18 protein-coding genes, 1 tRNA gene and 1 pseudogene are annotated in these 20,258 nt (G+C 61.1%); 17 read left to right on the top strand and 3 right to left on the bottom strand.

Annotated elements, in window-relative coordinates; translation table 11 throughout:
• The first annotated feature begins 11 nt into the window (after nt 1-11).
• The 11 genes and pseudogenes from exeD to exeN all read left to right on the top strand — a co-directional run bounded on the left by exeD (nt 12) and on the right by exeN (nt 10,591).
• On the top strand, nt 12-2,051 hold the full coding sequence (exeD, locus tag ACTG2U_RS19215) for a GspD family T2SS secretin variant ExeD (protein WP_159143319.1): 2,040 nt from the start codon (nt 12-14) through the stop codon (nt 2,049-2,051).
• Nucleotides 2,051-3,556, top strand: coding sequence for a GspE family T2SS ATPase variant ExeE (gene exeE / locus ACTG2U_RS19210; protein WP_439974951.1), 1,506 nt, complete (start codon nt 2,051-2,053; stop codon nt 3,554-3,556). Before exeD ends, exeE begins: the two co-directional genes overlap by 1 nt.
• 1 nt (nt 3,557) lies before the next feature.
• Nucleotides 3,558-4,778, top strand: a complete 1,221-nt coding sequence (exeF, locus tag ACTG2U_RS19205) for a GspF family T2SS innner membrane protein variant ExeF (RefSeq protein WP_005338296.1) — start codon at nt 3,558-3,560, stop codon at nt 4,776-4,778.
• A 97-nt stretch (nt 4,779-4,875) separates the two neighbouring features.
• Nucleotides 4,876-5,307 carry a GspG family T2SS major pseudopilin variant ExeG gene (gene exeG, locus ACTG2U_RS19200; protein WP_005338297.1) on the top strand — a complete coding sequence of 144 codons (432 nt, stop codon included), beginning with the start codon at nt 4,876-4,878 and terminating at the stop codon, nt 5,305-5,307.
• Nucleotides 5,308-5,345: 38 nt separating this feature from the next.
• A complete protein-coding gene (exeH, locus tag ACTG2U_RS19195) occupies nt 5,346-5,918 on the top strand; it encodes a GspH family T2SS minor pseudopilin variant ExeH (RefSeq protein WP_005350046.1) in 573 nt (190 codons plus the stop codon).
• Nucleotides 5,915-6,274 (top strand): GspI family T2SS minor pseudopilin variant ExeI, encoded by a 360-nt coding sequence (gene exeI, locus ACTG2U_RS19190; protein ID WP_439974950.1) that lies wholly within the window; start codon nt 5,915-5,917, stop codon nt 6,272-6,274. The genes exeH and exeI overlap by 4 nt, the downstream gene beginning before the upstream one ends.
• Nucleotides 6,271-6,918, top strand: a pseudogene (gene gspJ / locus ACTG2U_RS19185) (type II secretion system minor pseudopilin GspJ); the annotation flags it as partial. The gene exeI and the pseudogene gspJ, both read left to right, overlap by 4 nt.
• 112 nt (nt 6,919-7,030) lie before the next feature.
• The gene (gene exeK, locus ACTG2U_RS19180) at nt 7,031-8,032 is read left to right on the top strand and encodes a GspK family T2SS minor pseudopilin variant ExeK (RefSeq protein WP_439974949.1); all 1,002 of its coding nucleotides are present in this window, start codon (nt 7,031-7,033) and stop codon (nt 8,030-8,032) included.
• Between the two features lie 122 nt (nt 8,033-8,154).
• A complete protein-coding gene (exeL, locus tag ACTG2U_RS19175) occupies nt 8,155-9,339 on the top strand; it encodes a GspL family type II secretion system protein ExeL (protein WP_439974948.1) in 1,185 nt (394 codons plus the stop codon).
• The gene (exeM, locus tag ACTG2U_RS19170; protein ID WP_439974947.1) at nt 9,336-9,827 is read left to right on the top strand and encodes a GspM family type II secretion system protein ExeM; all 492 of its coding nucleotides are present in this window, start codon (nt 9,336-9,338) and stop codon (nt 9,825-9,827) included. The genes exeL and exeM overlap by 4 nt, the downstream gene beginning before the upstream one ends.
• Nucleotides 9,824-10,591: a GspN family type II secretion system protein ExeN gene (exeN, locus tag ACTG2U_RS19165; RefSeq protein WP_439974946.1), complete on the top strand. Its 768-nt coding sequence runs from the start codon at nt 9,824-9,826 to the stop codon at nt 10,589-10,591. The genes exeM and exeN overlap by 4 nt, the downstream gene beginning before the upstream one ends.
• 139 nt (nt 10,592-10,730) lie before the next feature.
• On the opposite strand, the gene ACTG2U_RS19160 is transcribed toward exeN, so the two are convergent.
• Nucleotides 10,731-10,818, bottom strand: a tRNA-Ser gene (locus tag ACTG2U_RS19160).
• Nucleotides 10,819-11,026: 208 nt separating this feature from the next.
• Between ACTG2U_RS19160 and ACTG2U_RS19155 the strand changes: the two genes are divergently transcribed.
• The 3 genes from ACTG2U_RS19155 (at nt 11,027) to ACTG2U_RS19145 (ending at nt 14,461) form a co-directional block, all read left to right on the top strand.
• Nucleotides 11,027-11,683 carry a Bax inhibitor-1/YccA family protein gene (locus ACTG2U_RS19155; protein ID WP_005338308.1) on the top strand — a complete coding sequence of 219 codons (657 nt, stop codon included), beginning with the start codon at nt 11,027-11,029 and terminating at the stop codon, nt 11,681-11,683.
• 249 nt (nt 11,684-11,932) lie between these two features.
• Nucleotides 11,933-14,086 carry a YccS family putative transporter gene (yccS, locus tag ACTG2U_RS19150; protein WP_302245360.1) on the top strand — a complete coding sequence of 718 codons (2,154 nt, stop codon included), beginning with the start codon at nt 11,933-11,935 and terminating at the stop codon, nt 14,084-14,086.
• Between the two features lie 24 nt (nt 14,087-14,110).
• On the top strand, nt 14,111-14,461 hold the full coding sequence (locus ACTG2U_RS19145; RefSeq protein WP_019446869.1) for a TusE/DsrC/DsvC family sulfur relay protein: 351 nt from the start codon (nt 14,111-14,113) through the stop codon (nt 14,459-14,461).
• Nucleotides 14,462-14,574: 113 nt separating this feature from the next.
• Here the strand turns inward: ACTG2U_RS19145 and ACTG2U_RS19140 are convergent, their stop codons facing one another.
• Together ACTG2U_RS19140 and ACTG2U_RS19135 are read right to left on the bottom strand one after the other, a co-directional pair.
• Nucleotides 14,575-15,489 carry a Gfo/Idh/MocA family protein gene (locus ACTG2U_RS19140; RefSeq protein WP_302245361.1) on the bottom strand — a complete coding sequence of 305 codons (915 nt, stop codon included), beginning with the start codon at nt 15,487-15,489 and terminating at the stop codon, nt 14,575-14,577.
• 128 nt (nt 15,490-15,617) lie between these two features.
• Nucleotides 15,618-16,499 carry a LysR family transcriptional regulator gene (locus tag ACTG2U_RS19135; RefSeq protein WP_439974945.1) on the bottom strand — a complete coding sequence of 294 codons (882 nt, stop codon included), beginning with the start codon at nt 16,497-16,499 and terminating at the stop codon, nt 15,618-15,620.
• A 105-nt stretch (nt 16,500-16,604) separates the two neighbouring features.
• Here ACTG2U_RS19135 and ACTG2U_RS19130 point away from each other — a divergent pair, with 105 nt between their 5' ends.
• The 3 genes from ACTG2U_RS19130 (at nt 16,605) to ACTG2U_RS19120 (ending at nt 20,000) form a co-directional block, all read left to right on the top strand.
• Nucleotides 16,605-17,213 carry a short chain dehydrogenase gene (locus ACTG2U_RS19130; protein ID WP_005347588.1) on the top strand — a complete coding sequence of 203 codons (609 nt, stop codon included), beginning with the start codon at nt 16,605-16,607 and terminating at the stop codon, nt 17,211-17,213.
• A 421-nt stretch (nt 17,214-17,634) separates the two neighbouring features.
• A complete protein-coding gene (locus tag ACTG2U_RS19125; protein WP_439974944.1) occupies nt 17,635-18,213 on the top strand; it encodes a hypothetical protein in 579 nt (192 codons plus the stop codon).
• 287 nt (nt 18,214-18,500) lie between these two features.
• Entirely contained in the window at nt 18,501-20,000 is a 1,500-nt protein-coding gene (locus ACTG2U_RS19120) for a histidine-type phosphatase (protein WP_439974943.1), read from the top strand.
• The last annotated feature ends 258 nt before the right edge of the window (nt 20,001-20,258 follow it).

Raw genomic sequence — 20,258 nt, 5'->3', positions numbered from 1 at the left:
TCGTACCAATAATGACCACTAAAGGGAAAAGCTGGCGTCTGGCCACTATCGCAGCGGCACTGATGATGGCGGGCTCAGCATGGGCCACCGAATACTCTGCCAGTTTCAAGAACGCCGACATTGAAGAATTCATCAATACGGTGGGCAAGAACCTCAATAAAACCATCATCATAGAGCCATCGGTGCGCGGCAAGATCAACGTGCGCAGCTACGACCTGCTCAATGAGGAGCAGTACTACCAGTTCTTCCTGAGCGTGCTCGACGTCTACGGCTTTGCCGTGGTGCCGATGGACAACGGGGTGCTCAAGGTGCTGCGCTCGCGGGATGCCAAGACCTCCGCCATTCCGGTGGTGGATGGCAGCAACCCGGGCTCCGGCGACGAGATGGTGACCCGGGTCGTTCCGGTGCGCAACGTCTCGGTCCGTGAACTGGCGCCGCTGCTGCGCCAGCTCAACGACAACGCCGGCGGTGGCAACGTGGTGCACTACGAGCCCTCCAACGTGCTGCTGATCACCGGCCGCGCCGCCGTGGTCAATCGTCTGGTAGAGGTGGTGAACCGGGTCGACCGCGCAGGCGATCAGGATGTGGACATCATCAAGCTCAAGTTCGCCTCGGCGGGTGAAATGGTGCGGCTGGTAACCAACCTCAACAAGGATGGCAACCCGCAGGGCGGCACCGCCTCCCTGCTGCTCTCCCCCAAGGTGGTGGCCGACGAGCGCACCAACTCTGTGGTGGTGAGTGGTGAGCCGAAAGCGCGCGCCCGCATCATCCAGATGGTGCGCCAGCTCGACCGCGACCTGCAAAGCCAGGGCAACACCCGGGTCTTCTACCTCAAATATGGCAAGGCCAAAGATATGGTCGAGGTGCTCAAGGGGGTCAGCTCCAGCATCGAGGCCGACAAGAAGGGCGGCGGCGCAACCACAGGTGGCGCCAGCATCGGCGGTGGCAAGCTGGCCATCTCAGCCGACGAGACCACCAATGCGCTGGTCATCACCGCCCAGCCGGACGTGATGTCCGAACTGGAGCAAGTGGTGGCCAAGCTCGATATCCGCCGCGCCCAGGTGCTGGTGGAGGCGATCATCGTCGAGATGCAGGATGGTGACGGCCTCACCCTTGGCGTCCAGTGGGGCAATGCCAACGGCGGTGGCACCCAGTTCACCAACTCAGGTCTGCCTCTCGGCAGCGCCATTGCGGCGGGCAAGGATTACCAGAATGGCAAGACCGACACCGCTGCCGGTCTGCTGAAAGAGTTCAACGGCATGGCCGCCGGTTTCTATCACGGCGACTGGGCCATGCTGGCCACGGCGCTGGCCTCCAACACCAAGAACGATATTCTCTCCACCCCGAGTATCGTCACCATGGACAACAAGGAGGCCTCCTTCAACGTCGGTCAGGAGGTCCCGGTCCAGAGCGGTTCGCAAAGCTCCACCACCAGCGATCAGGTGTTCAACACCATCGAGCGCAAGACGGTGGGCACCAAGCTGGTGGTGACCCCGCAGATCAACGAAGGGGATTCGGTGCTGCTCAATATCGAGCAGGAGGTCTCCAGCGTCGCCCAGACCCAGGCGACCGGTACTGCCAACCTTGGCCCCACTTTCGATACCCGTACCGTCAAGAACGCGGTGCTGGTCAAAAGCGGCGAAACTGTGGTGCTGGGCGGTTTGATGGACGAACAGACCAAGGAGCAGGTCTCCAAGGTGCCGCTGCTTGGCGATATTCCGGTGCTGGGCTATCTGTTCCGCTCCACCTCCAACACCACCTCCAAGCGCAACCTGATGGTCTTTATCCGGCCGACCATCTTGCGTGATGCGGATGTCTATACCGGTGTCTCCAGCAACAAATACAGCCTGTTCCGCGCCGAGCAGCTCAATGCCGCCTCGCAGGAGGGGTATCTCACCTCCCCCGCCCGTCAGGTATTGCCTGCCTATGGCCAGGATGTGATGGTGTCGCCCGAGCTGCAAAAAGAGATCCAGAAGCAGATCAACGAGATGCGGAGCAGACAGCAAAGCACTGTCGAGACCACCACCCCGTTTGTGCAGAGTAAGCCCTGATGAGTGCCTACCATCTGGATGGAAGCGTCGGGCCTGCGCCACTGCCCGAGCTCCCCTTTGTCTTTGCCCGCAACTTCGGGGTGATCCTGATTGAGCGGGAGGGCGCCCCCGTGCTGCAGTGCCGCCCCGGCGTCACCCCGCAAGCCCTGCTGGAAGTGCGGCGAGTAGCGGGTTGCAGCTTCGCGGTGGAGCAGCTCGACAACGAAGCCTTCGAAGAGCTGCTGATGGCTCACTACCAGCGCGACTCCTCCGAAGCGCGCCAGCTGATGGAAGATCTCGGCAACGAGATGGACTTCTTCGCGCTGGCCGAAGAGCTGCCGCAAAGCGAAGACCTGCTGGATGCCGATGACGATGCCCCCATCATTCGCCTCATCAACGCCATGTTGAGCGAGGCGATCAAGGAGGAGGCCTCCGATATCCATATCGAGACCTTCGAGCGGGCACTGGTGATCCGTTTTCGCATCGATGGGGTGCTGCGGGAGATCCTGCGCCCCCATCGCAAGCTGGCATCACTCCTGGTCTCGCGGATCAAGGTGATGTCGCGGATGGATATCGCCGAGAAGCGGGTACCGCAGGATGGCCGTATCTCGTTGCGTATCGGTGGCCGCGCCGTCGACGTGCGGGTCTCCACCATGCCGTCCAGCTACGGCGAGCGGGTGGTATTGCGTCTGCTCGACAAGAACAACGTGCGCCTCGAGCTCAAGCAGCTGGGGATGACCGCGGCCAACCGCACCATCATCAGCGAACTCATTCGCAAGCCCCACGGCATTATTCTGGTCACCGGCCCGACCGGTTCCGGTAAATCCACCACCCTCTATGCGGCGCTGTCTGAAATCAACTCGCGGGATCGCAACATTCTGACGGTGGAAGACCCCATCGAATATGACCTCGAAGGGGTAGGCCAGACCCAGGTCAACACCAAGGTGGACATGACCTTCGCCCGCGGCCTGCGCGCCATTCTGCGCCAGGATCCGGACGTAGTGATGGTGGGGGAAATTCGTGACCTTGAAACCGCCCAGATCGCGGTACAGGCGTCGCTGACCGGTCACCTGGTGATGTCGACCCTGCACACCAACACAGCCATCGGCGCTATCACCCGGATGCGGGACATGGGGATCGAACCCTTCCTGCTCTCATCGTCCCTGCTGGCGGTGCTGGCCCAGCGGCTGGTGCGCACCCTCTGCCCCGATTGCCGTGCCCCGCGCCCCATCACCGAGCAGGAGCGCCTCGCCATGGGCATCGAGCTGGCCCCCGATCAGCAGGTGTGGCGTCCGGTTGGATGCGAGCTGTGCAACCACTCCGGCTACCGTGGCCGGACCGGCATCCACGAGCTGGTGGTGATCGACGAAGCGGTGCGTGAAGCCATTCACAGCGCCAGCGGCGAGCTCGCCATCGAGCGGCTGATCCGCGGCCACACCCCCAGCATCCGACGCGACGGTATCGACAAGGTCCTCAAGGGGCAGACCAGCCTCGAAGAGGTGCTGCGCGTGACCCGGGAAGATTGAGATGGCGGCATTCGAATACAAGGCCCTCGACAACAAGGGACGCAGCAAGAGCGGCGTAATGGAGGGCGACTCGGCCCGTCAGGTACGCCAGTTGCTGCGCGAGCAGGGGCTCACCCCCCTCGAGGTGAACGAGACCACCGAGAAGGCGAAACGGGAGGCGACCCGCTTCGCCCTGTTTCGGCGAGGCGCCAGCACAGCCGAGCTGGCCCTGATCACTCGCCAGCTGGCCACTCTGGTGGGCGCCGGTCTCACCATCGAAGAGGCGCTCAAGGCGGTGGCCGAGCAGTGCGAAAAAGCCCACTTGCGCTCTCTGGTGGCGACCGTGCGCAGCAAGGTGGTGGAAGGTTATTCGCTGGCCGACTCGCTGGGGGCCTTCCCCCATGTGTTCGACCAGCTGTTTCGCTCCATGGTGGCGGCCGGTGAAAAATCGGGCCATCTGGAAAAAGTGCTCAACCGCCTCGCCGACTACACCGAACAGCGCCAGCATATGCGCACCAAGCTGCTGCAGGCGATGATCTACCCCATCGTGCTCACCTGTGTCGCCATCGGGGTTATCTCGATCCTGCTTACCGCCGTGGTACCCAAGGTGGTGGCCCAGTTTGAACACATGGGCCAGCAGCTGCCGGGCACCACCCGTTTTCTCATCGGTACCAGCGAGCTGATGCAGGCCTACGGCCTCTGGTTCCTGCTGCTGATATTCCTTGGCAGCTTTGTCTGGCGCTGGTGGCTCACCGATGAAAAGCGCCGCAGACGCTGGCATCAGGTGCTGCTCGGTCTGCCGGTGATTGGCCGGGTCAGCCGCGGTCTCAACACCGCCCGCTTCGCCCGCACTTTAAGCATCCTCAACGCCAGTGCGGTGCCGCTGCTGGAGGGGATGAAAATCTCCGGCGAAGTGCTCTCCAACGACTTTGCCAGAATGCGCATTCTCGAAGCCGCCGAACGGGTGCGCGAGGGGACCAGTCTGCGCAAGTCGCTGACCGAGACCAAGATTTTCCCGCCCATGATGCTGCACATGATCGCCTCCGGCGAGCAGAGCGGCGAGCTCGACAGCATGCTGGAGCGGGCGGCAGACAACCAGGATCGGGAGTTTGAATCCCAGGTCAATATCGCCCTCGGGGTGTTCGAACCCATGCTGGTGGTCTCCATGGCCGGGGTGGTGCTGTTTATCGTGATGTCGATCCTGCAGCCGATCCTCGAGCTCAACAATATGGTGAATATGTAATTTTCCGGTGTTCGGTGGCGCCGCTGGCGGCCCGTCGAACCCACCCAGTGATCACTCTCTGATGGGCTATGCCATCTCATTCGTTACGGAGCAACTCATGAACAAACGTCGTCAATCCGGTTTTACCCTGCTGGAAGTCATGGTGGTCATCGTGATCCTCGGCATTCTGGCCAGTCTGGTGGTGCCCAACCTGATGGGCAACAAGGAGAAGGCTGATCAGCAGAAAGCGGTCTCCGATATCGTGGCGCTGGAAAACGCCCTCGACATGTACAAGCTGGACAACAACCGCTACCCGACCACCGAACAGGGTCTGGACGCGCTGGTGACCAAGCCTTCTATCGATCCGGCGCCGCGCAGCTACCGCGATGGCGGCTACATCAAGCGCCTGCCGCAAGATCCCTGGGGCAACCCGTACCAGCTGCTGAGCCCGGGCCAGTTCGGCAAGATCGACATCTTCTCCATGGGTCTGGATGGCGAAGCCGGTACCGATGACGACATCGGCAACTGGAACCTTAAGGATTTCCAATAAGTGATGTGCCGCCACCGCACTCCTTGTGAGCTGACTGCATGAAGCGGTCTCTCTCCTTTCATCGCCAATCCGGCTTTACTCTGCTGGAAGTGTTGTTGGTCGCCATGCTGATGGGGCTGGTGGCCACCGCCGTCACTCTCAGCATGGGAGGCGCCAGAGGAGATCGGGAGCTGGATAAGCAGGCGCGTCGCCTGATGGCGACGCTGCAGCTGGCGCAGGAGTATGCGGTGATGGATGGTCGGCTGGTAGGCATTCGCATCGAGGATAACGGCTGGCAGTTTATGCAGCGTCAGGCCAAAGATCGCAAGTGGCTGGCCCTGACTGGCGACAAGCAGCTGGGGCCGGTGCAACTGGCCGAGAACATGACGCTGGCGCTGGAGCTGGAAGGCTTTGGCTGGCAGCCGGACTCCGACGAGAAAACCGAACAGAAGCGCGACGAGAAGGAGCGAACGCCTCAGTTGCTCATCTTCCCGGGCGGCGAGCTGAGCCCGTTCGTGCTCACCTTCACCCAGCAGGATGACGATGCCCGCTACACCCGCATCGTCAAAGGGGACGAGTTCGGCCGCCTCACCCTGCTCACCGGCGATGAAGATGAAGAGGTGAGCGAATGAACGCCCGCGGTATGACACTACTCGAAGTGATGGTCGCACTGGCGGTCTTTGCCATCGCGGGTCTGGCGGTAATGAAAACCGCCAGCGAACACCTCTCGGCCCTCAACTATCTGGAGCAGAAGACCCTGGCCACCTGGGTGGTGGAGAACCAGCTGGTGCAACAGAAGCTCGATAACAAGTGGCCTGGTGACAGCTGGGTGGAAGGGGATGAGCAGATGGCGGGCAGCACCTGGTACTGGCGCTATCGCGGCGTCGCCACCGCCGACAACAACTTCCGGGCACTCGATATGGAAGTGCGCACCGAGGCCAAGGCCGAGAACCCGGTCGCCATGATGCGGACCTATATCAGCCGATGACCCAGCACTCCGCCCGCACGCCTCGCCCCGTCCGCCATGCCGGTTTCACCCTGCTCGAAATGCTGGTGGCGATCGCCATCTTCGCCAGCCTCAGCATGGGCGCCTATCAGGTGCTTCAGGGGGTGCTCACCAGCGACGAGGTGGCCAAGCGCAAGGAGGCCCGCCTCAACGAACTGCAACTCGCCTTCACCCTGCTGGAGCGAGACATCACCCAGATGGTGCCGCGCAGCGGTCGCATCGAGGGGGAGAACAACAAGGTGCTGCTGGCGGCCTCCCGGTTCGGCCAGCAGAGCGATGACTGGGGCATGGCCTTTATGCGCAGCGGCTGGCTCAACCCGGACGGCATGCTGCCCCGCTCCCATCTGCAACGGGTCGGTTGGCGCCTCAAGGATCAGAAGCTGGAGCGCCTGAGCTATCTCTATCCGGATCCGGTGATCGGTACCGAGCCGCGCATCCAGCCGGTGCTGACGGGGGTCACGGCGCTTCGCCTCTACTTCTTCGACAAGGGCAACTGGAAGGAGGAGTGGACCCAGCGCAGCGTGCTGCCCCACGGGCTGGCAGTGGAGCTGGATCTGGAAGATTACGGCACCATTCGCCGCCAGTTCCTGATTGGTGCCGGTGGCCAGCGCGCCGAAGAGAACAGCCAGAGCAGCAACCCCGACCAGGGGGGCGGCAACAACAGCAATAACGGGAACAACGGCGGCAACGGCAATACCAATGGCGGTAATGGTGACAGCCAGAACGGAGGGGGCACCAATGCGGGCTAATCTCGCCGCACCCGATCGCCAGCGCGGCATGGCGCTGCTGGTGGTGCTGCTGATCCTCTCGGTAATGGTGATCATCGCCAGCAATATGAGCGGCCGCCTGCAGCTTGAGCTGCGCCGCACCGCCAACATCACCACCGGCAAACAGGCATGGTGGTATGCCCTCTCGGCAGAGGCGCTGGTGAGCAAGGTGCTGACGCAGGATTTCAAGGACAATCCCGAGGTGGTCAACCTCAGCCAGAACTGGGCCCGCAAGAACACTGTATTTCCGGTGGACGATGGCCAGCTCAAGGGCGAGGTGACCGACCTGCAATCCTGCTTCAACCTCAACAGCCTGAGCGTGGCCGCCAAGGCGGGGAGCGGCGAGGAGCTGGCGCAGCAGCCCTATCCGGTGCAGGTGTTTCGCGAACTGCTCAAGCAGCTGGCGATGGATGATTACGAGGCGGCCCAGCTCACCGATGCCATCCGTGACTGGACCGACAAGGATACGGTGCTGGTCTCCAGCCTTGGCGCCGAGGACGCCTATTACGAGGGGCTCAAGCCACCCTATCTGACCGCCAACCAGTGGATGCTGGGCAAGGATGAGCTGCGGGCGGTGCGCGGGGTGACGGCCAGGGTCTATGCCAAACTGGCCCCCTATGTCTGCACGCTGCCAAGCGACAAGCTGAAGATCAATATCAACACCCTGCTGCCCCAGCGCCCCGATCTGCTGGTCGCCCTCTATCTGGGCACTATCGGGCTGGATGATGCCAAGCGAGTACTGAACGAGCGGCCACAGAAGGGATGGAAAGAGAGCAAGCTGATGACAGACATGCTCGCTCCGGTCGATTCGGTGAAAGGACTGAAAGAGGCGCTGGTGGTCAAGAGCGACTTCTTCGAAGCCCGAGTCGTGGCCGAGGTCGGCGATAACCGGGCCTGGCTCGAAACCCTGTTCCAGCGGGGCAAGGACAATAAACTGGTGATGCTGCGCCGCCTCAGTAGCGGCGCCGAATAAACAGCGCACCTGCAGGCCCTCGCCCGCGGGTACGAGAGATGTTGGATGCAGCCTGCGGGCTGCGCACCGGTTGCCAAGGCGCACAACGCCCTTTGCAAACTGGTATCGCAGGAGAGAGATGCGTGAGCGAAAGTCTGGTCATCCGACTGGGGACCAATAAACAACAACCCGTAGCCTGGCTGGTCTGGTCCGGTCAGGAGCAGGAGATCATCGCCTCCGGCACCCTGCCCTCGGCCGATGCTCTGGGCGAGCTGCAGGAGCGGGCCGGTGGCCGCCTCGTGGTCACCCTGGTGCCGGGCAGCGATCTTATCTTCCGGCGCGTCACCCTGCCGGGTCGCTACAACCGCCAGTCGGCGGCGGCCCTTCCCTACCTGCTGGAGGAGCAGATCGCCTCCGACGTGGACGAGCTCCATCTGGTGGTGCTGGCCCACGAGGGGCAACAGGTCGACCTGATGGCGGTGGATCGGCAGAAGATGGGCGAGTGGCTCGGCTGGCTCGATGCCGCTGGCCTCAAAAGCCTGCAACTGCTGCCCGATGTGCTGGCGCTGCCACAGGCCGCTGATGGCTGGTCTGCGCTGCAACTCGGCAGCGAGTGGCTGGTACGCCAGGGCCCCTGTCAGGGGATCGTCGCTGACGAACCGCTGCTGACTATCTTGCTGGCAACCGAAGCGGAGCCGGTCACCATCCACAGCCACACCCCGGTGCCCGCCATTGCCGCCGCCAACTGGCAGGCGGCGGAGCCCGAACTCCCTATGCTGCTGCTGGCCAAGGGGGCCCTCACCTGCCGCGCCAACCTGCTGACCGGCCCCTATCGACCCCAGACCGAATATGCCCGCTACTGGTTGCAGTGGCGCAAGGTGGCCATCACCGCAGGCTTGCTGCTGCTGGTGGCCCTCGGCCAGCGCGGGGTGCAGCTCTATCAGCTCACCGAGCAGGACAAGGCCCTCAAGGCGGAGATCCGTGCCGTCTATACCCGCATCTTCCCGGGTGAGAGCCGCATCGTGAACGTACGCAGCCAGATGAACCAGCATCTGCAACAGATGGGACAAGCCCCGCAAAACGGCGTGCTGCTGATGCTCACCGAACTGGCCCCCACCTTTGCCGAAGTACCCGGCCTCAAGCCGCAGGTGATGCGCTTTGATGCCAGTCGCCGCGAGCTGAGGCTGCAGGTGACCGCTCCCGGCTTTGCCGAGATCGAGCGGTTCCGTGAGCTGGCTGGCAAGCAATTCGAGGTACAGCAAGGCGAGGTGCGCAGCACCGAGGGCAAGGTAGAGGGCGCACTGGTGCTCAAGGGTAAATCATCATGATGGAAAAATTGCAGAGCTGGTGGCACGGCATCACCGCACGGGAACAGCGGCTGGTGGTCGCAGGCGGCGTTCTGCTGCTGGTCGGTCTCTTCTACTGGAGCGTCTGGCAGCCCATCACCAACCGCATCGCGGAGCGGGAGCGGCAGGTGCAGAACCAGCAGCAGACCCTCGCCTGGCTCAAGGAGAAGGGGGAAGAGGTGCTGGCCATGCAGGGGGGATCGGGTCGCCAGATCGACACCAGCGGCACCCTGGAAGGGGTGGTCAACCGCACCGCCTTCAACCACAAGATCAAGATTGCCCGCCTGCAACCCCAGGCGCAGGAGCTGCAAGTGTGGATCGACACAGTCCAGTTCGATGACTTGCTGCTCTGGCTCTCCACGCTGGTGGAGCAGCACGGTATTCAGGTTCAAATCATCGATATCGCCCGCGAGGATCTGGCCCCGGGTCTGGTCAAGGTCAGACGTTTGCAGTTGAGTCGTCCACAATGAAAAAACGCATCCTGATTGCCAGCCTGTTTCTGGCAGCCTATCTGCTCTTCCTGCTGGCCACCCTGCCCGCGGCACTGGTGGCTCGCCATCTGCCGCTGCCTGCCAACGTTGCCAACCTGCTGAAACTGGAAGGGGTGAGCGGCACCCTCTGGAGTGGCCAGATTGCCCGACTGCAATATGCCAGCGAATCGGTGAACCAGCTGCGCTGGGATCTCAACGGCTGGTCGCTGCTGCGCTTCGCCCCCGAAGTGGCCATTCGCTTTGGCGATCGCAACGGACTCAATGGTCAGGGCGTTGTCGGCTGGAATGGCGCCGTCTTCGGCCGGGATCTGACCCTCAACGCCCCCGCCCCCTGGTTGCTGAGCCGGGTGCCGATGCGCCTGCCGATCCCGATCACCGTCAGCGGCCAGCTGCAGCTTAAAGTGGAGCAGTTTGCCCAGGGCAACCCCTGGTGTGACAACCTCTACGGCAACCTCGACTGGTACAACGCCAGTGCCGATACCCCGGCGGGCAAGCTGGATCTGGCCGACCCCGAGCTGAAGCTCACCTGCCTCGACTCCAAACTGGTGGCTGAACTCAAGCAGGGCTCGGATGCGGTGCAGACCATGGGTCGCCTCGAGCTGCAACCCAATGGCCAATACCTGTTCCAGGGCACCCTGAAACCGGGCCCAGAACTGCCACCGCAGATGCAGCAGGGGCTCCCCTTCCTCGGCCAGCCTGACAGTCAGGGCCGCTTCCCCCTGCGCTATCAGGGGCGGATCTAAGCCATCATTCAAGGTGAAAATGGCTCAGGGACAACCCGAGCCATTTTTATCGTCCATGTGACGTGTCAGTTGAAATACCAGATACGGCAGATACAAAAAAGCCCAAGCGATTGAATCGCTTGGGCTTTCTCTTTGAATATGGCGGAGGAGGTGGGATTTGAACCCACGGATGGTCGCCCATCGCCGGTTTTCAAGACCGGTGCATTCAGCCGCTCTGCCACCCCTCCGAACGGCGTGCATACTACGCTAAGCCCTTGTTCATATGCAATACATATTTCCTGTGGGATAGTGTGCGGGAGCAAAATGGCAGGTGGCTTGAAATTGTTCCTCGTCATCCCTATTTGTTCTACATACAATGCGTAAACATGCAGTAACAAACAGCGATCACGAGGCAGCTGCTCGCCGTCTCACCCGGACATCAAGAGGACACCCAAGATGGATACCCGTTCTATCTACACTGGCACCCAAAGTGCCGTACGCGATACCAACAAGGTGCTGCGTAACACCTATATGCTGCTCTCCCTCACTCTGGGCTTCTCTGCCGTAGTGGCGGGGGTCGCTACCGTGATGAACATGCCGCCGCTGCACTGGGCCGTGTTCCTGATCGGCGTCTACGGTCTGATGTTCCTGACCGAGAAGAATCGCAACAACGGCATGGGTCTGGTCTTCACCTTCGCCCTGACCGGTCTGCTGGGCTATAGCCTGGGCCCCATCATCAACATGTACATGAACAATGGTGGTGGCGAGATCGTGATGACGGCCCTCGGTGGCACCGCGCTCACCTTCTTTGGTCTGTCGGCCTACGCCCTTACCACCAAGCGTGACCTCTCTTTCATCGGCGGCATGCTGTTCGTCGGTTTCTGGGTACTGCTGGTGGCCATGATTGCCAACATCTTCCTGCAGATGAGCGCCCTGAGCCTGGCTCTGTCCGCCATGTTCATGCTCTTCTCCTCCGGTGCCATCCTGCTGACTACCCAGCAGATCGTACGCGGCGGCGAGACCAACTACATCTCCGCCACCGTCACCCTGTATGTCTCCATCTACAACATTTTCCTGAGCCTGCTGAGCCTGCTTGGCGGCAACCGCAACTAATCAAAAACCCCGCTTCGGCGGGGTTTTTATTGGCGCCGATTTTTGTCAGGATAAGTTGTAAATCAAGGATATGAAGCGAAGTGGCCCTGATTTGGATCAGGGCCACTTCGCGCTTGGCGGGTTACTATCTCGCTCTCGTTTCGATCAAGGGTTTCACCTGTCTCATGCCGATGGATCTCTCTGGCCTGCTGCGCCGACTGCTGATTGATAGTCACATCGATTTTGCTTCGCTCAAGGGTGGTGCCTAGCATGCCCATGGAATTCTCCGGTTTGTTACGCCGACTGCTGACCGATAGTCATATCTACTTCGCTCTCAAGGTGCTGCTGGCCATTCTCGGTCTGCTCGCCTTCACCCTGGCCACCGGCAATATCCAGCTCACCGTGCTGCTCTCCCTCGGAGTAGTGGCGGGCGCCATCGCCGAAACCGACGACAGCCTGTGGGGGCGCCTCAAGAACCTCGCCATGACGCTCATCTGCTTCATGTTTGCGTCCCTGTGCGTGCAGTATCTCTACCCCACCCCCTGGCTGTTTGCCATCGGGCTCGCCAGCTCCACCTTTATCTTCGTGATGGTAGGGGCACTCGGCGCTCGCTACGCCACCATCAGCTTCGGCTCGCTACTCATCGCCATCTACACCATGCTGGGTGCCGCCAAGGCGCCGGATCTCTTCTACCAGCCGCTGGCCCTCGGCGCTGGTGCCCTCTGGTACGGGCTGGTCTCGTTCATCTGGCTCTGGCTGCTGCCCTACAAAACCCTGCACGAGCAGCTGGCCCAGAGCTACTTCGCCCTTGGTCGCTACCTGCTGGAAAAATCCCGCTTTTTCCCGGCTGACGAGCACGGCGCCCAGGCCATTCGCCACAATCTGGCCCAGCTCAATATCAATCTGGTGAGTGCGCTGACCCTCACCAAGTCGGCCCTCAACGCCCGCCTGAGCCGCCGCCATCCAGCCAGCCCCGAGCTTGCCAGCCTGCTGCGCCTCTACCTGCTGGCGCTGGAGATTCACGAGCGCGCCACCTCCAGCCACTACCCCTACAGCCGGCTGGAGGCGGAGCTCAAGCAAGGCATAGTACTGGAAGGATTTCAGGAGGTGTTCCTGCAACTCTCCGAGGCGTGTCAGCGGCTCGGCTACGCCATTTTGGTACATAAGCCCTACGCCCATAACAAGCGCATCCACTGGACGCTGCAGGCCCTTGGCGATCAGCTGGAGTTCACCAATCTCAAGCAGCACTACCCGAAAACCCTGCTGACGCCGATGAAGTTCCTGCGCCGCAATCTGGCCAGCATCAACCAGCTGCTGGGCAGCGCCGAAGTGTTGCAAAACCCCGAGCAGCCAGAGCAGGAGCTGCCCGCGCTGGCGCGCCCGCCCCGCCTGCCGCTGCTGACCCAGCTCAAGCAGCACCTCACCTTGCACTCCATGGTGTTTCGCCATGCGCTGCGTTTGTCACTCGGGCTGGTGATCGGCTACGGCATACTGCAAGCCTTTGATCTGGAAAAGGGCTACTGGATTTTGCTGACCGTGCTGTTTGTCTGCCAGCCCAGCTACAGCGCCACCCGCCGCCGACTGGTGCAGCGGATGCTCGGCACCTTCGCCGGCATACTGGTGGGCATTCCGGTGCTCTGGCTGTTCCCCGAGCTGCACGTCCAGCTGGTGGTGATGGGGTTCGCCGCCTTCCTGTTTTTCACTCAGGTGCGCAACAACTACAGCGCCGCGGTCTGCTTTATCACCCTCTACGTGCTGATGGCGTTCAACCTGCTCGATGGCATCGGCTTTGCGATCCTCGGGCCACGGCTACTCGACACCCTGCTCGGCTGCCTGATCTCCTACGGGCTGGTGGCCTGGCTCTGGCCGGACTGGCAGTACAAGCGGCTGCCGACCCTGATCGCCAATTCGCTCTCGGCCAACGCCCGCTACCTATCGGCGGTGCTGGCAAGCCTCAAGCAGCAGCGGGACGAGTCCATCGACTATCGGGTGGCGCGCAAGAGCGCCCATCTGGCGGACAGCGAGCTGGCTACCGCCTGGCAGAGCATGCTGGTGGAGCCGCAAAAGCGCCGCCGCTTCCTCGATCTCTGCTTTACCCTCACCTGGCGCAACCACGCCCTGCTCTCCTATATCTCGGCGCTGGGGGCCCATCGCGACAAGCTGGAGGCTATCAGCGGGCTGGATGAGGTGCGCCACCACATCTGCCACACCCTGGAGCAGGCCGCCGGTCATCTGGCAGGCAACCCCTCCAGCTCCATCGGCGGTCAGTGTCCGGTGATAAGTCCGGACAGCAGCGAGGAGCAGCTGATGCTGACCCAGCAGCTCAACCTGATCAGCGAGCTGGCGGATCAGCTGCTGCATCTGGCCAACGAGAGCCGGTTGCTCACCGGGGATCAAGGCGCTACCATGCCCGCCCAATCCTGATAGCCCCATTAGCGAGGAGCCCTCATGTCTGCGTCCGAAAAACATCAGCTGGAATTCAACGGCCAACTCATCGAGACCGATGCCAAGGGCTACCTGCTCAACAGCAACGACTGGAGCGAGGAGCTAGCGCTGGTGCTGGCTGCGCAGGAGGGGATCACGCTTGAGGAGCCGCACTGGGAAGTGGTGCGCTTTGTGCGCGCCTTCTATCTGGAGTTCAACACCTCCCCCGCCATCCGCGCGCTGGTCAAGGCGATGGAAAAACAGTACGGCCCCGAGAAGGGCAACAGCCGCTACCTCTACAAGCTGTTCCCGGAAGGCCCAGCCAAACAGGCGACCAAGATTGGTGGCCTGCCCAAGCCGGTGAAGTGCATCTGATCCCATGCATCTCATCCCATAACAACGGGGGGCCGCAACTGCGGCCCCCCGTTGTGTTTGGTGCGCTATCTTCGCGCACCTCGTATTCACATCCCTCAGGCTTTCAGCCGGCCTTATCCCCGCTTGTCAGCCAGCGCCACCAACTGCTCCGCCAGCCGGTGGCCGTGCAGGTAGGAGGCGATCAGCTCGCTATCCGCCTTGCCGATCTCAATCTGCTGATACCAGTGCTCCAGCATGGCAGCAAAGCCGCGCTGGGCCAGCACCGGCTGCCAGTCGTTGGGGCTAAGCATCTGCGCCTGCTTGTCGCGGGCGATGCTGCCGCGGGTGCAATTCTCAAGGTGCAGGGAGAGATTGTCGCCGTAGGCATCGATGCGCTCCTCGGTGATCCCGGCGCTGCGGTTCATGCTGCCGCTGATGGCACGATCGCCGCTCTGCCAGCTGACGCTCACCCCGGCCAGCAGGCTGTTGTCCTGCACACAGGGGCGCAATACCGCATGAAAGTCGCCATCCGGCACGCCGCCATAGAAGCAGAGGCTGTCGAGCACATGGATAAAGTCGTCGAACATAAAATCCCGCGCCTTGCCCGGCAGGGCGAAGCGATGTTTCTGCCAGTTAAGCTCGGTGAGCGGCTGGGCGCGGGCCTCGGCCATGGCGGGCAGATAGCGGCGGTTAAAGCCGGTAAAGAGAGCGCAATCTTGCGCGATGGCGAGGTTGGCCAGCGCTTCTGCCTCGGCCAGATTGTCGCACAGGGGCTTGTCGACAAAGGTGGGGATCCCCGCACGCAGGCACTGCTCGGCCAGCTCGCGGTGAACGGCGGTGGCGGCGTGGATCATCACGGCGTCGGGGCGGCTGGCCAGAAGGGCTGCCACATCGGTAAAGCACTCGGCGATCCGGTACTGGCGGGCGAGTTTCTCCAGCACCGCCGGATTGCGGGTACAGAGCAGCGGGGTGATCCGCTCGTCGCTCGCCAACAGCGGCAGATAGGCTTTTTGGGCGATATCTCCCAGACCAATCATGGCAATGCGCATCTCAACTCCTTTTCACTCGATAACGGGACAAGCGGATAACTGCCCGCACCATCGCAGGATTTTCCCCGTAGATCCAGCCTGCCGTTAGCGCGCTGGCTGGTGGCGGCCGTTCTGTGCAAACGGCGACGTTATCCGGGCATGGCAAGATCGCTGACCGACTTGATTACATCAGCCAGCCACTCGATGGCGAGATTGCCCTGGCTTTTGCGATGCCTGCCGACCACCACCTCGAACGGCTGCAGCGCCCCAGCCAGCTCCAGCACACGAAAATCGCCGAGGGCGGCGATGGCCGACGGAATGCAGGCCGCCACGTCATTGACCGACATAAAGGCTTGCAGCGAGGTGTAACAGGGGAGCGTCGCCACCGCCGCGCTGGCAACCTGCTGCGGGCTCATCTGCCCTTCGAAATTGCCGACGCTGTTGGCAAACTGCACAAAGGGGATGGCCGCCAGATCCTGCGGGGCGTTGTCCGGAAGATATCGGGAGTCGCGGCGCAGCACGCAGCAGTAGTGATCCCGGCGCAGGGTGGCGCGCAGCAACCCCGGGTCGAGATAAGCATCAAAACCAATCACCAGATCGACTTCTCCGCTGGCCAGCGCCTCCAGATGCAGCTCGGCCTGAAAGTCCACCACATCGAGCCGGATGGAGGGCGCCTGAGTGCGCAGGGCGCTCGCCAGCCTTGGGATAATGGCGAGCTGGGCATATTCGTTCGCCATCACCCTGAAGGTGCGCTGGCTGTTGGCGGGATCGAAGGGGGCAGCCACAAAGACCCCGTCGATATCGGCCAGGATCTGCTCGAACCTGGCGGCCAGCTCGCAGGCGTAATCGGTCGGCTGCAACCCGGCGCTCTGGCGGATAAACAGCTCGGCGGGAAAAAGATCTCGCAGCTTTTTCAAATGGCTGCTCACCCCCTGCTGGGAGATCTCCAGCAACTCAGCCACCCGCGACACACTCTTGTATCTGACCAGCAGCACCAGCACCCGCATCTGCCTGATATCGATCTTCTCCACCCTCACCTCACCAATTTCAGTTGTATCACATACAAATTACCCATTATTTACATTGTATCATTGGCTCTCTAACCTTGCAGCTCTTCCAGCAAAGCGAGGTTAACGATGAAAACTGTCATTCTGATTGGTGCTCAGGGGAAAATGGGGCAAGCCGCCCTCAGCGGTCTGGGCAAGCACAAGGTCATTACCGCCAGCCGCTCCGGCGAGGGGTGTGATTTTCAGGTGGATATCACCAGCCGAGAGTCTATCGAGCGGCTCTACCAAAACGTGGGTTCCTTCGATGCGGTGGTCAATACCGCAGGATTTTGCGAATACGCCCCCTTTGGCGAGATGAGCGACGAGCAGTGGCAAACCACCATCCAGAGCAAGCTGATGGGGCAGATAAATCTGGTCAATATCGGCCTCAACTACATCAATCAGGGGGGCTCCTTCACCCTGATCTCCGGCATCCTCAATATCAAGCCGATCCCGCTGGCCATTGCCGATGCCACCACCAGCGGCGCCATCGATACCTTTGTCCAGTGCGTGGCCCACGAGCTGCCCCGCGGCATTCGCATCAATGTGGTCAACCCGACCGTATTGGAAGAGGCGTGGGACGTATATGGCGAGATGATGCCGGGCTTCCAGCCGGTGCCGGGTGCTTTGGTCGGCAAGGCGTTTGAGCGCTCCGTCGATGGCTTTATTAGCGGTCAGGTGCTCTATGTCGATGCCTGATCCGGTTCAGGTGTGACCCCAATGCCTTTGTAATTCCTTGTCGATGTTTTTCCTCTTCCCCGAAAGCGCCAGCTCTCGGGGCTTTTTGCATAAAGGAACCGGGGTAGCGACAGAATATGATTTCATTTCGACGGCGGCACACAGATTTATGTCATCCGGGTCACTGTCAGAGTGGCCTCGTTTGGCTTACTATGGCGCTCTTCTACCTGTTGCCGTGCAAAGGGCTGTTGCAGACTATTTGCCGGAATGGATTACCGCTGACCAACGCCCTGTTTGGCCGCAGCTTATTGGCGCGGCCACTATTGCCTGTGCGCTATCGGCACTTATAAAACGCGTTATTTATGGATGTATAACGATGAAATCATCAATTGCACTCAAAGCCTTGTCGCCCTATATATTCGCAATATTGTCAGTTGGACTGATGTCCAGCGGATATCATGCGCTGCCGATCTATTGCGGCCTGGCCATTGTCGTCTATCCGGTGCTGGTTGCCATGCTGGCGGACGAGTGGGAAAAACAGGGATTGGTCTATCGCGAATCAACCCAGGTCGAGGTTGATGTCAATGTGCGCGGGATCCTTATCAAGGAACAGAGGCGACATCTGGAGAATCTCTATTTTATCTCGCCGGAAATAATGCAGACCAAACTCACCAGCCTCGCCCGCCTCAAACTGCTGCTCTGTGGCGCCATGTTTGCCGTGTCACTCTATGAATTCGCGCAGCAGGCCAAGGCTCAATTTGCCCTGCCCGCCGTCAACCTGATGGATATCAATCAGCTGGATATATGTGGCCTGATGCTCGGCCTTGGTGGGGTGCTGTTTCTCGGCCACTGTGCGAGCAAAAGCCTCTCCCTCTATGGAACCTGTCGCCATAAAAACTATCTGGTGCAGAGTCATAACGAACCCGGCGTCCAGCTCTATAGCGCAGCCATTTCTACCAAGGCGGCAAACCTGCAAGTGACCCATACCCGCATGTTCGATGCCTTATTGGCGTGGTATTGAGCAACCCTTAATTGGCAACCTTTAATTGCCCCCCCTTTGGCTCAAGATGACGGGGCAGGAGGTAAGACAATAAGGCCCCATCCCAAACGCGCTAACTGACCACTCTGCCGTGACCGGCGCAGTGGTTGGTTGAGCCTCTATTGCCCTCCCTATAGCTATCCTCTCTCCCTTCCCTTGCTTACTGCTTTATCAGAAGTCATCAGCCTGTCATCTGGCTGACATCCCGCGGTCATTTTCAAACTATAGAGTTTTTCACTTATTTTTCATATGGATAGATAAGGAACATCATGACTTTCCCGCGCTCTTCTTATGTGGCTGTGGCCGTCTCGCTGGTCTTGCTTGGCGGCTGCCAGTCAGAGAACGAATCGTCTGCCGACAGCCAGGGCAAAACCGCCTACCAATACAGCACCAAAGCGGTCTACAGCCCGCAGCAGCAGGCGGAGAGCTACGAGTCAGCGCCTCAGGGGTTCAGCCCGGTCTTTACCGAGATGGTGGCGCGCCACGGCTCGCGCTCCCTCTCCAGCCCGAAATATGACGTGCTGACCAAGCTGGTCTGGGAAGAGGCGCAGCGTCAGGGGGCGCTTACCACCCTCGGGCAGGGGCTGGGAGGCAAGGTCGATCTGGTGACGGCCGCCAACCAGAAACTGGGCTATGGCCTGCTCTCGGCGCTGGGCAAGGAGGAGCACGCCAATCTCGCCACCCGGCTGGCGGCGCGGCTGCCGACCCTGCTCAACAGCAGCGAGCCCCACTGCATCAAGGTGGTCACCTCGGGCAAGGACAGGGCCAACGAAAGCGCCTTCTACTTTATGGAGAGCCTCAAGCGCGACGTGAACTATGTCAGCGACTCGGCGCAGTGCTACCTCACACAGGATGACCCCTCGAAAATCGACAAAAAGCTGGTCAACAAATTCGAGCTCTACTTCCACAAGACCACACCCGAGGGGGATTACGCCCGCTACCTGCCCGCCTATGAGAGCTACCAGCGCTTTATCGGCGACGAAGATGCCGCAATCGCCCCGGCCCCCGAGCTGGCCAGGGCGCTGGAGCAGCTTAAAAACCTGAGCAAGACCAAAGAGATGGCCCGCAGCATGCTGGAGCGTATCTACAGCAAGGGGTTTGTCGACTATCTGGCGGGCGGCGTCGAGTTTGTCGCCGTCAACCCGGAAGATGGCGGCATGACCTATGTGCGCGACGAGGTGGATGCCGCCCTGATGCTCTACAACCTCTTTATCATCGGCCCCGGCATGATCCGCGAAGCGCAGGCACAGGGCAGCGAGCCCTGGGCGCTGGAGCAGTTCCTCACCCCACAAGAGTCTGCCTGGTTCTCCTACCTCTCCGATGCGGAAGATTTCTACGAGAAGGGGCCGAGCTTTGCCAACCAGAGCGCCCCCTACGCCATTGCCCAGCCGCTGCTCGACGGCCTGTTTGGCGAAGTGCAGCGTCAGGTGGTGGAAGGTGAGCAGAGCCGACGGGCCACCCTGCGCTTTGCCCACGCCGAAGCCATTATCCCCCTCGCCGCCCTGATGAAGCTGGAAGGGAGCCGTCAGGGGGCCAGCCCGGATCAGCTGTTCAGCCAGCAGAACAACGAGTGGCGCGGCGGCTGGGTCTCCCCCTATACCGCCAATATTCAGTGGGATATCTACCAGAACGGGCAGCGGCAGGTGCTGGTCAAGATGCTCTACAACGAAAAGGAGATCGCCTTTAAAACGGGCTGCCAGCCCTACCAGAGCGGCAGCCACTACTACGATTTCGAGGAGCTCAAGCGCTGCTACGGCTATAACGGCTAACCCTTCGCACGCCGGATATGGCAATCACCAGGGGCGACCAGCAGGTCGCCCCTATTCACTCCCCTTCCCTGCTTGCCAAAGCGGGATATGGCTATAAAGCCGCCTTCCGGTTCCATTTGCTGATCAAGCGCAAAAAATGATTAATTTCTGATGGTTATGTCACTTAAAGGCTCGCCTCGGCAGTTTCGTTTGGCTTACCATGGCCATTCAGAACCTGTTGAGCTGCGATGGGTTGCTGCCAGCGCAGATCAAGGGAGC

Source organism: Aeromonas sp. 95A, from assembly GCF_051919235.1.
Taxonomy (GTDB): domain Bacteria; phylum Pseudomonadota; class Gammaproteobacteria; order Enterobacterales; family Aeromonadaceae; genus Aeromonas; species Aeromonas veronii.
The sequence above is the reverse complement of the archived record's forward strand: the minus strand, read 5'-3'. Positions and strand labels throughout refer to the sequence as shown.

What these genes read in the sequence shown, in the direction of transcription:
- exeD (WP_159143319.1), top strand. Translation starts at nt 12, where the DNA reads ATGACCACTAAAGGGAAAAGCTGGCGTCTGGCCACTATCGCAGCGGCA.
- exeE (WP_439974951.1), top strand. Translation starts at nt 2,051, where the DNA reads ATGAGTGCCTACCATCTGGATGGAAGCGTCGGGCCTGCGCCACTGCCC.
- exeF (WP_005338296.1), top strand. Translation starts at nt 3,558, where the DNA reads ATGGCGGCATTCGAATACAAGGCCCTCGACAACAAGGGACGCAGCAAG.
- exeG (WP_005338297.1), top strand. Translation starts at nt 4,876, where the DNA reads ATGAACAAACGTCGTCAATCCGGTTTTACCCTGCTGGAAGTCATGGTG.
- exeH (WP_005350046.1), top strand. Translation starts at nt 5,346, where the DNA reads ATGAAGCGGTCTCTCTCCTTTCATCGCCAATCCGGCTTTACTCTGCTG.
- exeI (WP_439974950.1), top strand. Translation starts at nt 5,915, where the DNA reads ATGAACGCCCGCGGTATGACACTACTCGAAGTGATGGTCGCACTGGCG.
- exeK (WP_439974949.1), top strand. Translation starts at nt 7,031, where the DNA reads ATGCGGGCTAATCTCGCCGCACCCGATCGCCAGCGCGGCATGGCGCTG.
- exeM (WP_439974947.1), top strand. Translation starts at nt 9,336, where the DNA reads ATGATGGAAAAATTGCAGAGCTGGTGGCACGGCATCACCGCACGGGAA.
- exeN (WP_439974946.1), top strand. Translation starts at nt 9,824, where the DNA reads ATGAAAAAACGCATCCTGATTGCCAGCCTGTTTCTGGCAGCCTATCTG.
- ACTG2U_RS19155 (WP_005338308.1), top strand. Translation starts at nt 11,027, where the DNA reads ATGGATACCCGTTCTATCTACACTGGCACCCAAAGTGCCGTACGCGAT.
- yccS (WP_302245360.1), top strand. Translation starts at nt 11,933, where the DNA reads ATGCCCATGGAATTCTCCGGTTTGTTACGCCGACTGCTGACCGATAGT.
- ACTG2U_RS19145 (WP_019446869.1), top strand. Translation starts at nt 14,111, where the DNA reads ATGTCTGCGTCCGAAAAACATCAGCTGGAATTCAACGGCCAACTCATC.
- ACTG2U_RS19140 (WP_302245361.1), bottom strand. Translation starts at nt 15,489, where the DNA reads ATGCGCATTGCCATGATTGGTCTGGGAGATATCGCCCAAAAAGCCTAT.
- ACTG2U_RS19130 (WP_005347588.1), top strand. Translation starts at nt 16,605, where the DNA reads ATGAAAACTGTCATTCTGATTGGTGCTCAGGGGAAAATGGGGCAAGCC.
- ACTG2U_RS19125 (WP_439974944.1), top strand. Translation starts at nt 17,635, where the DNA reads ATGTCCAGCGGATATCATGCGCTGCCGATCTATTGCGGCCTGGCCATT.
- ACTG2U_RS19120 (WP_439974943.1), top strand. Translation starts at nt 18,501, where the DNA reads ATGACTTTCCCGCGCTCTTCTTATGTGGCTGTGGCCGTCTCGCTGGTC.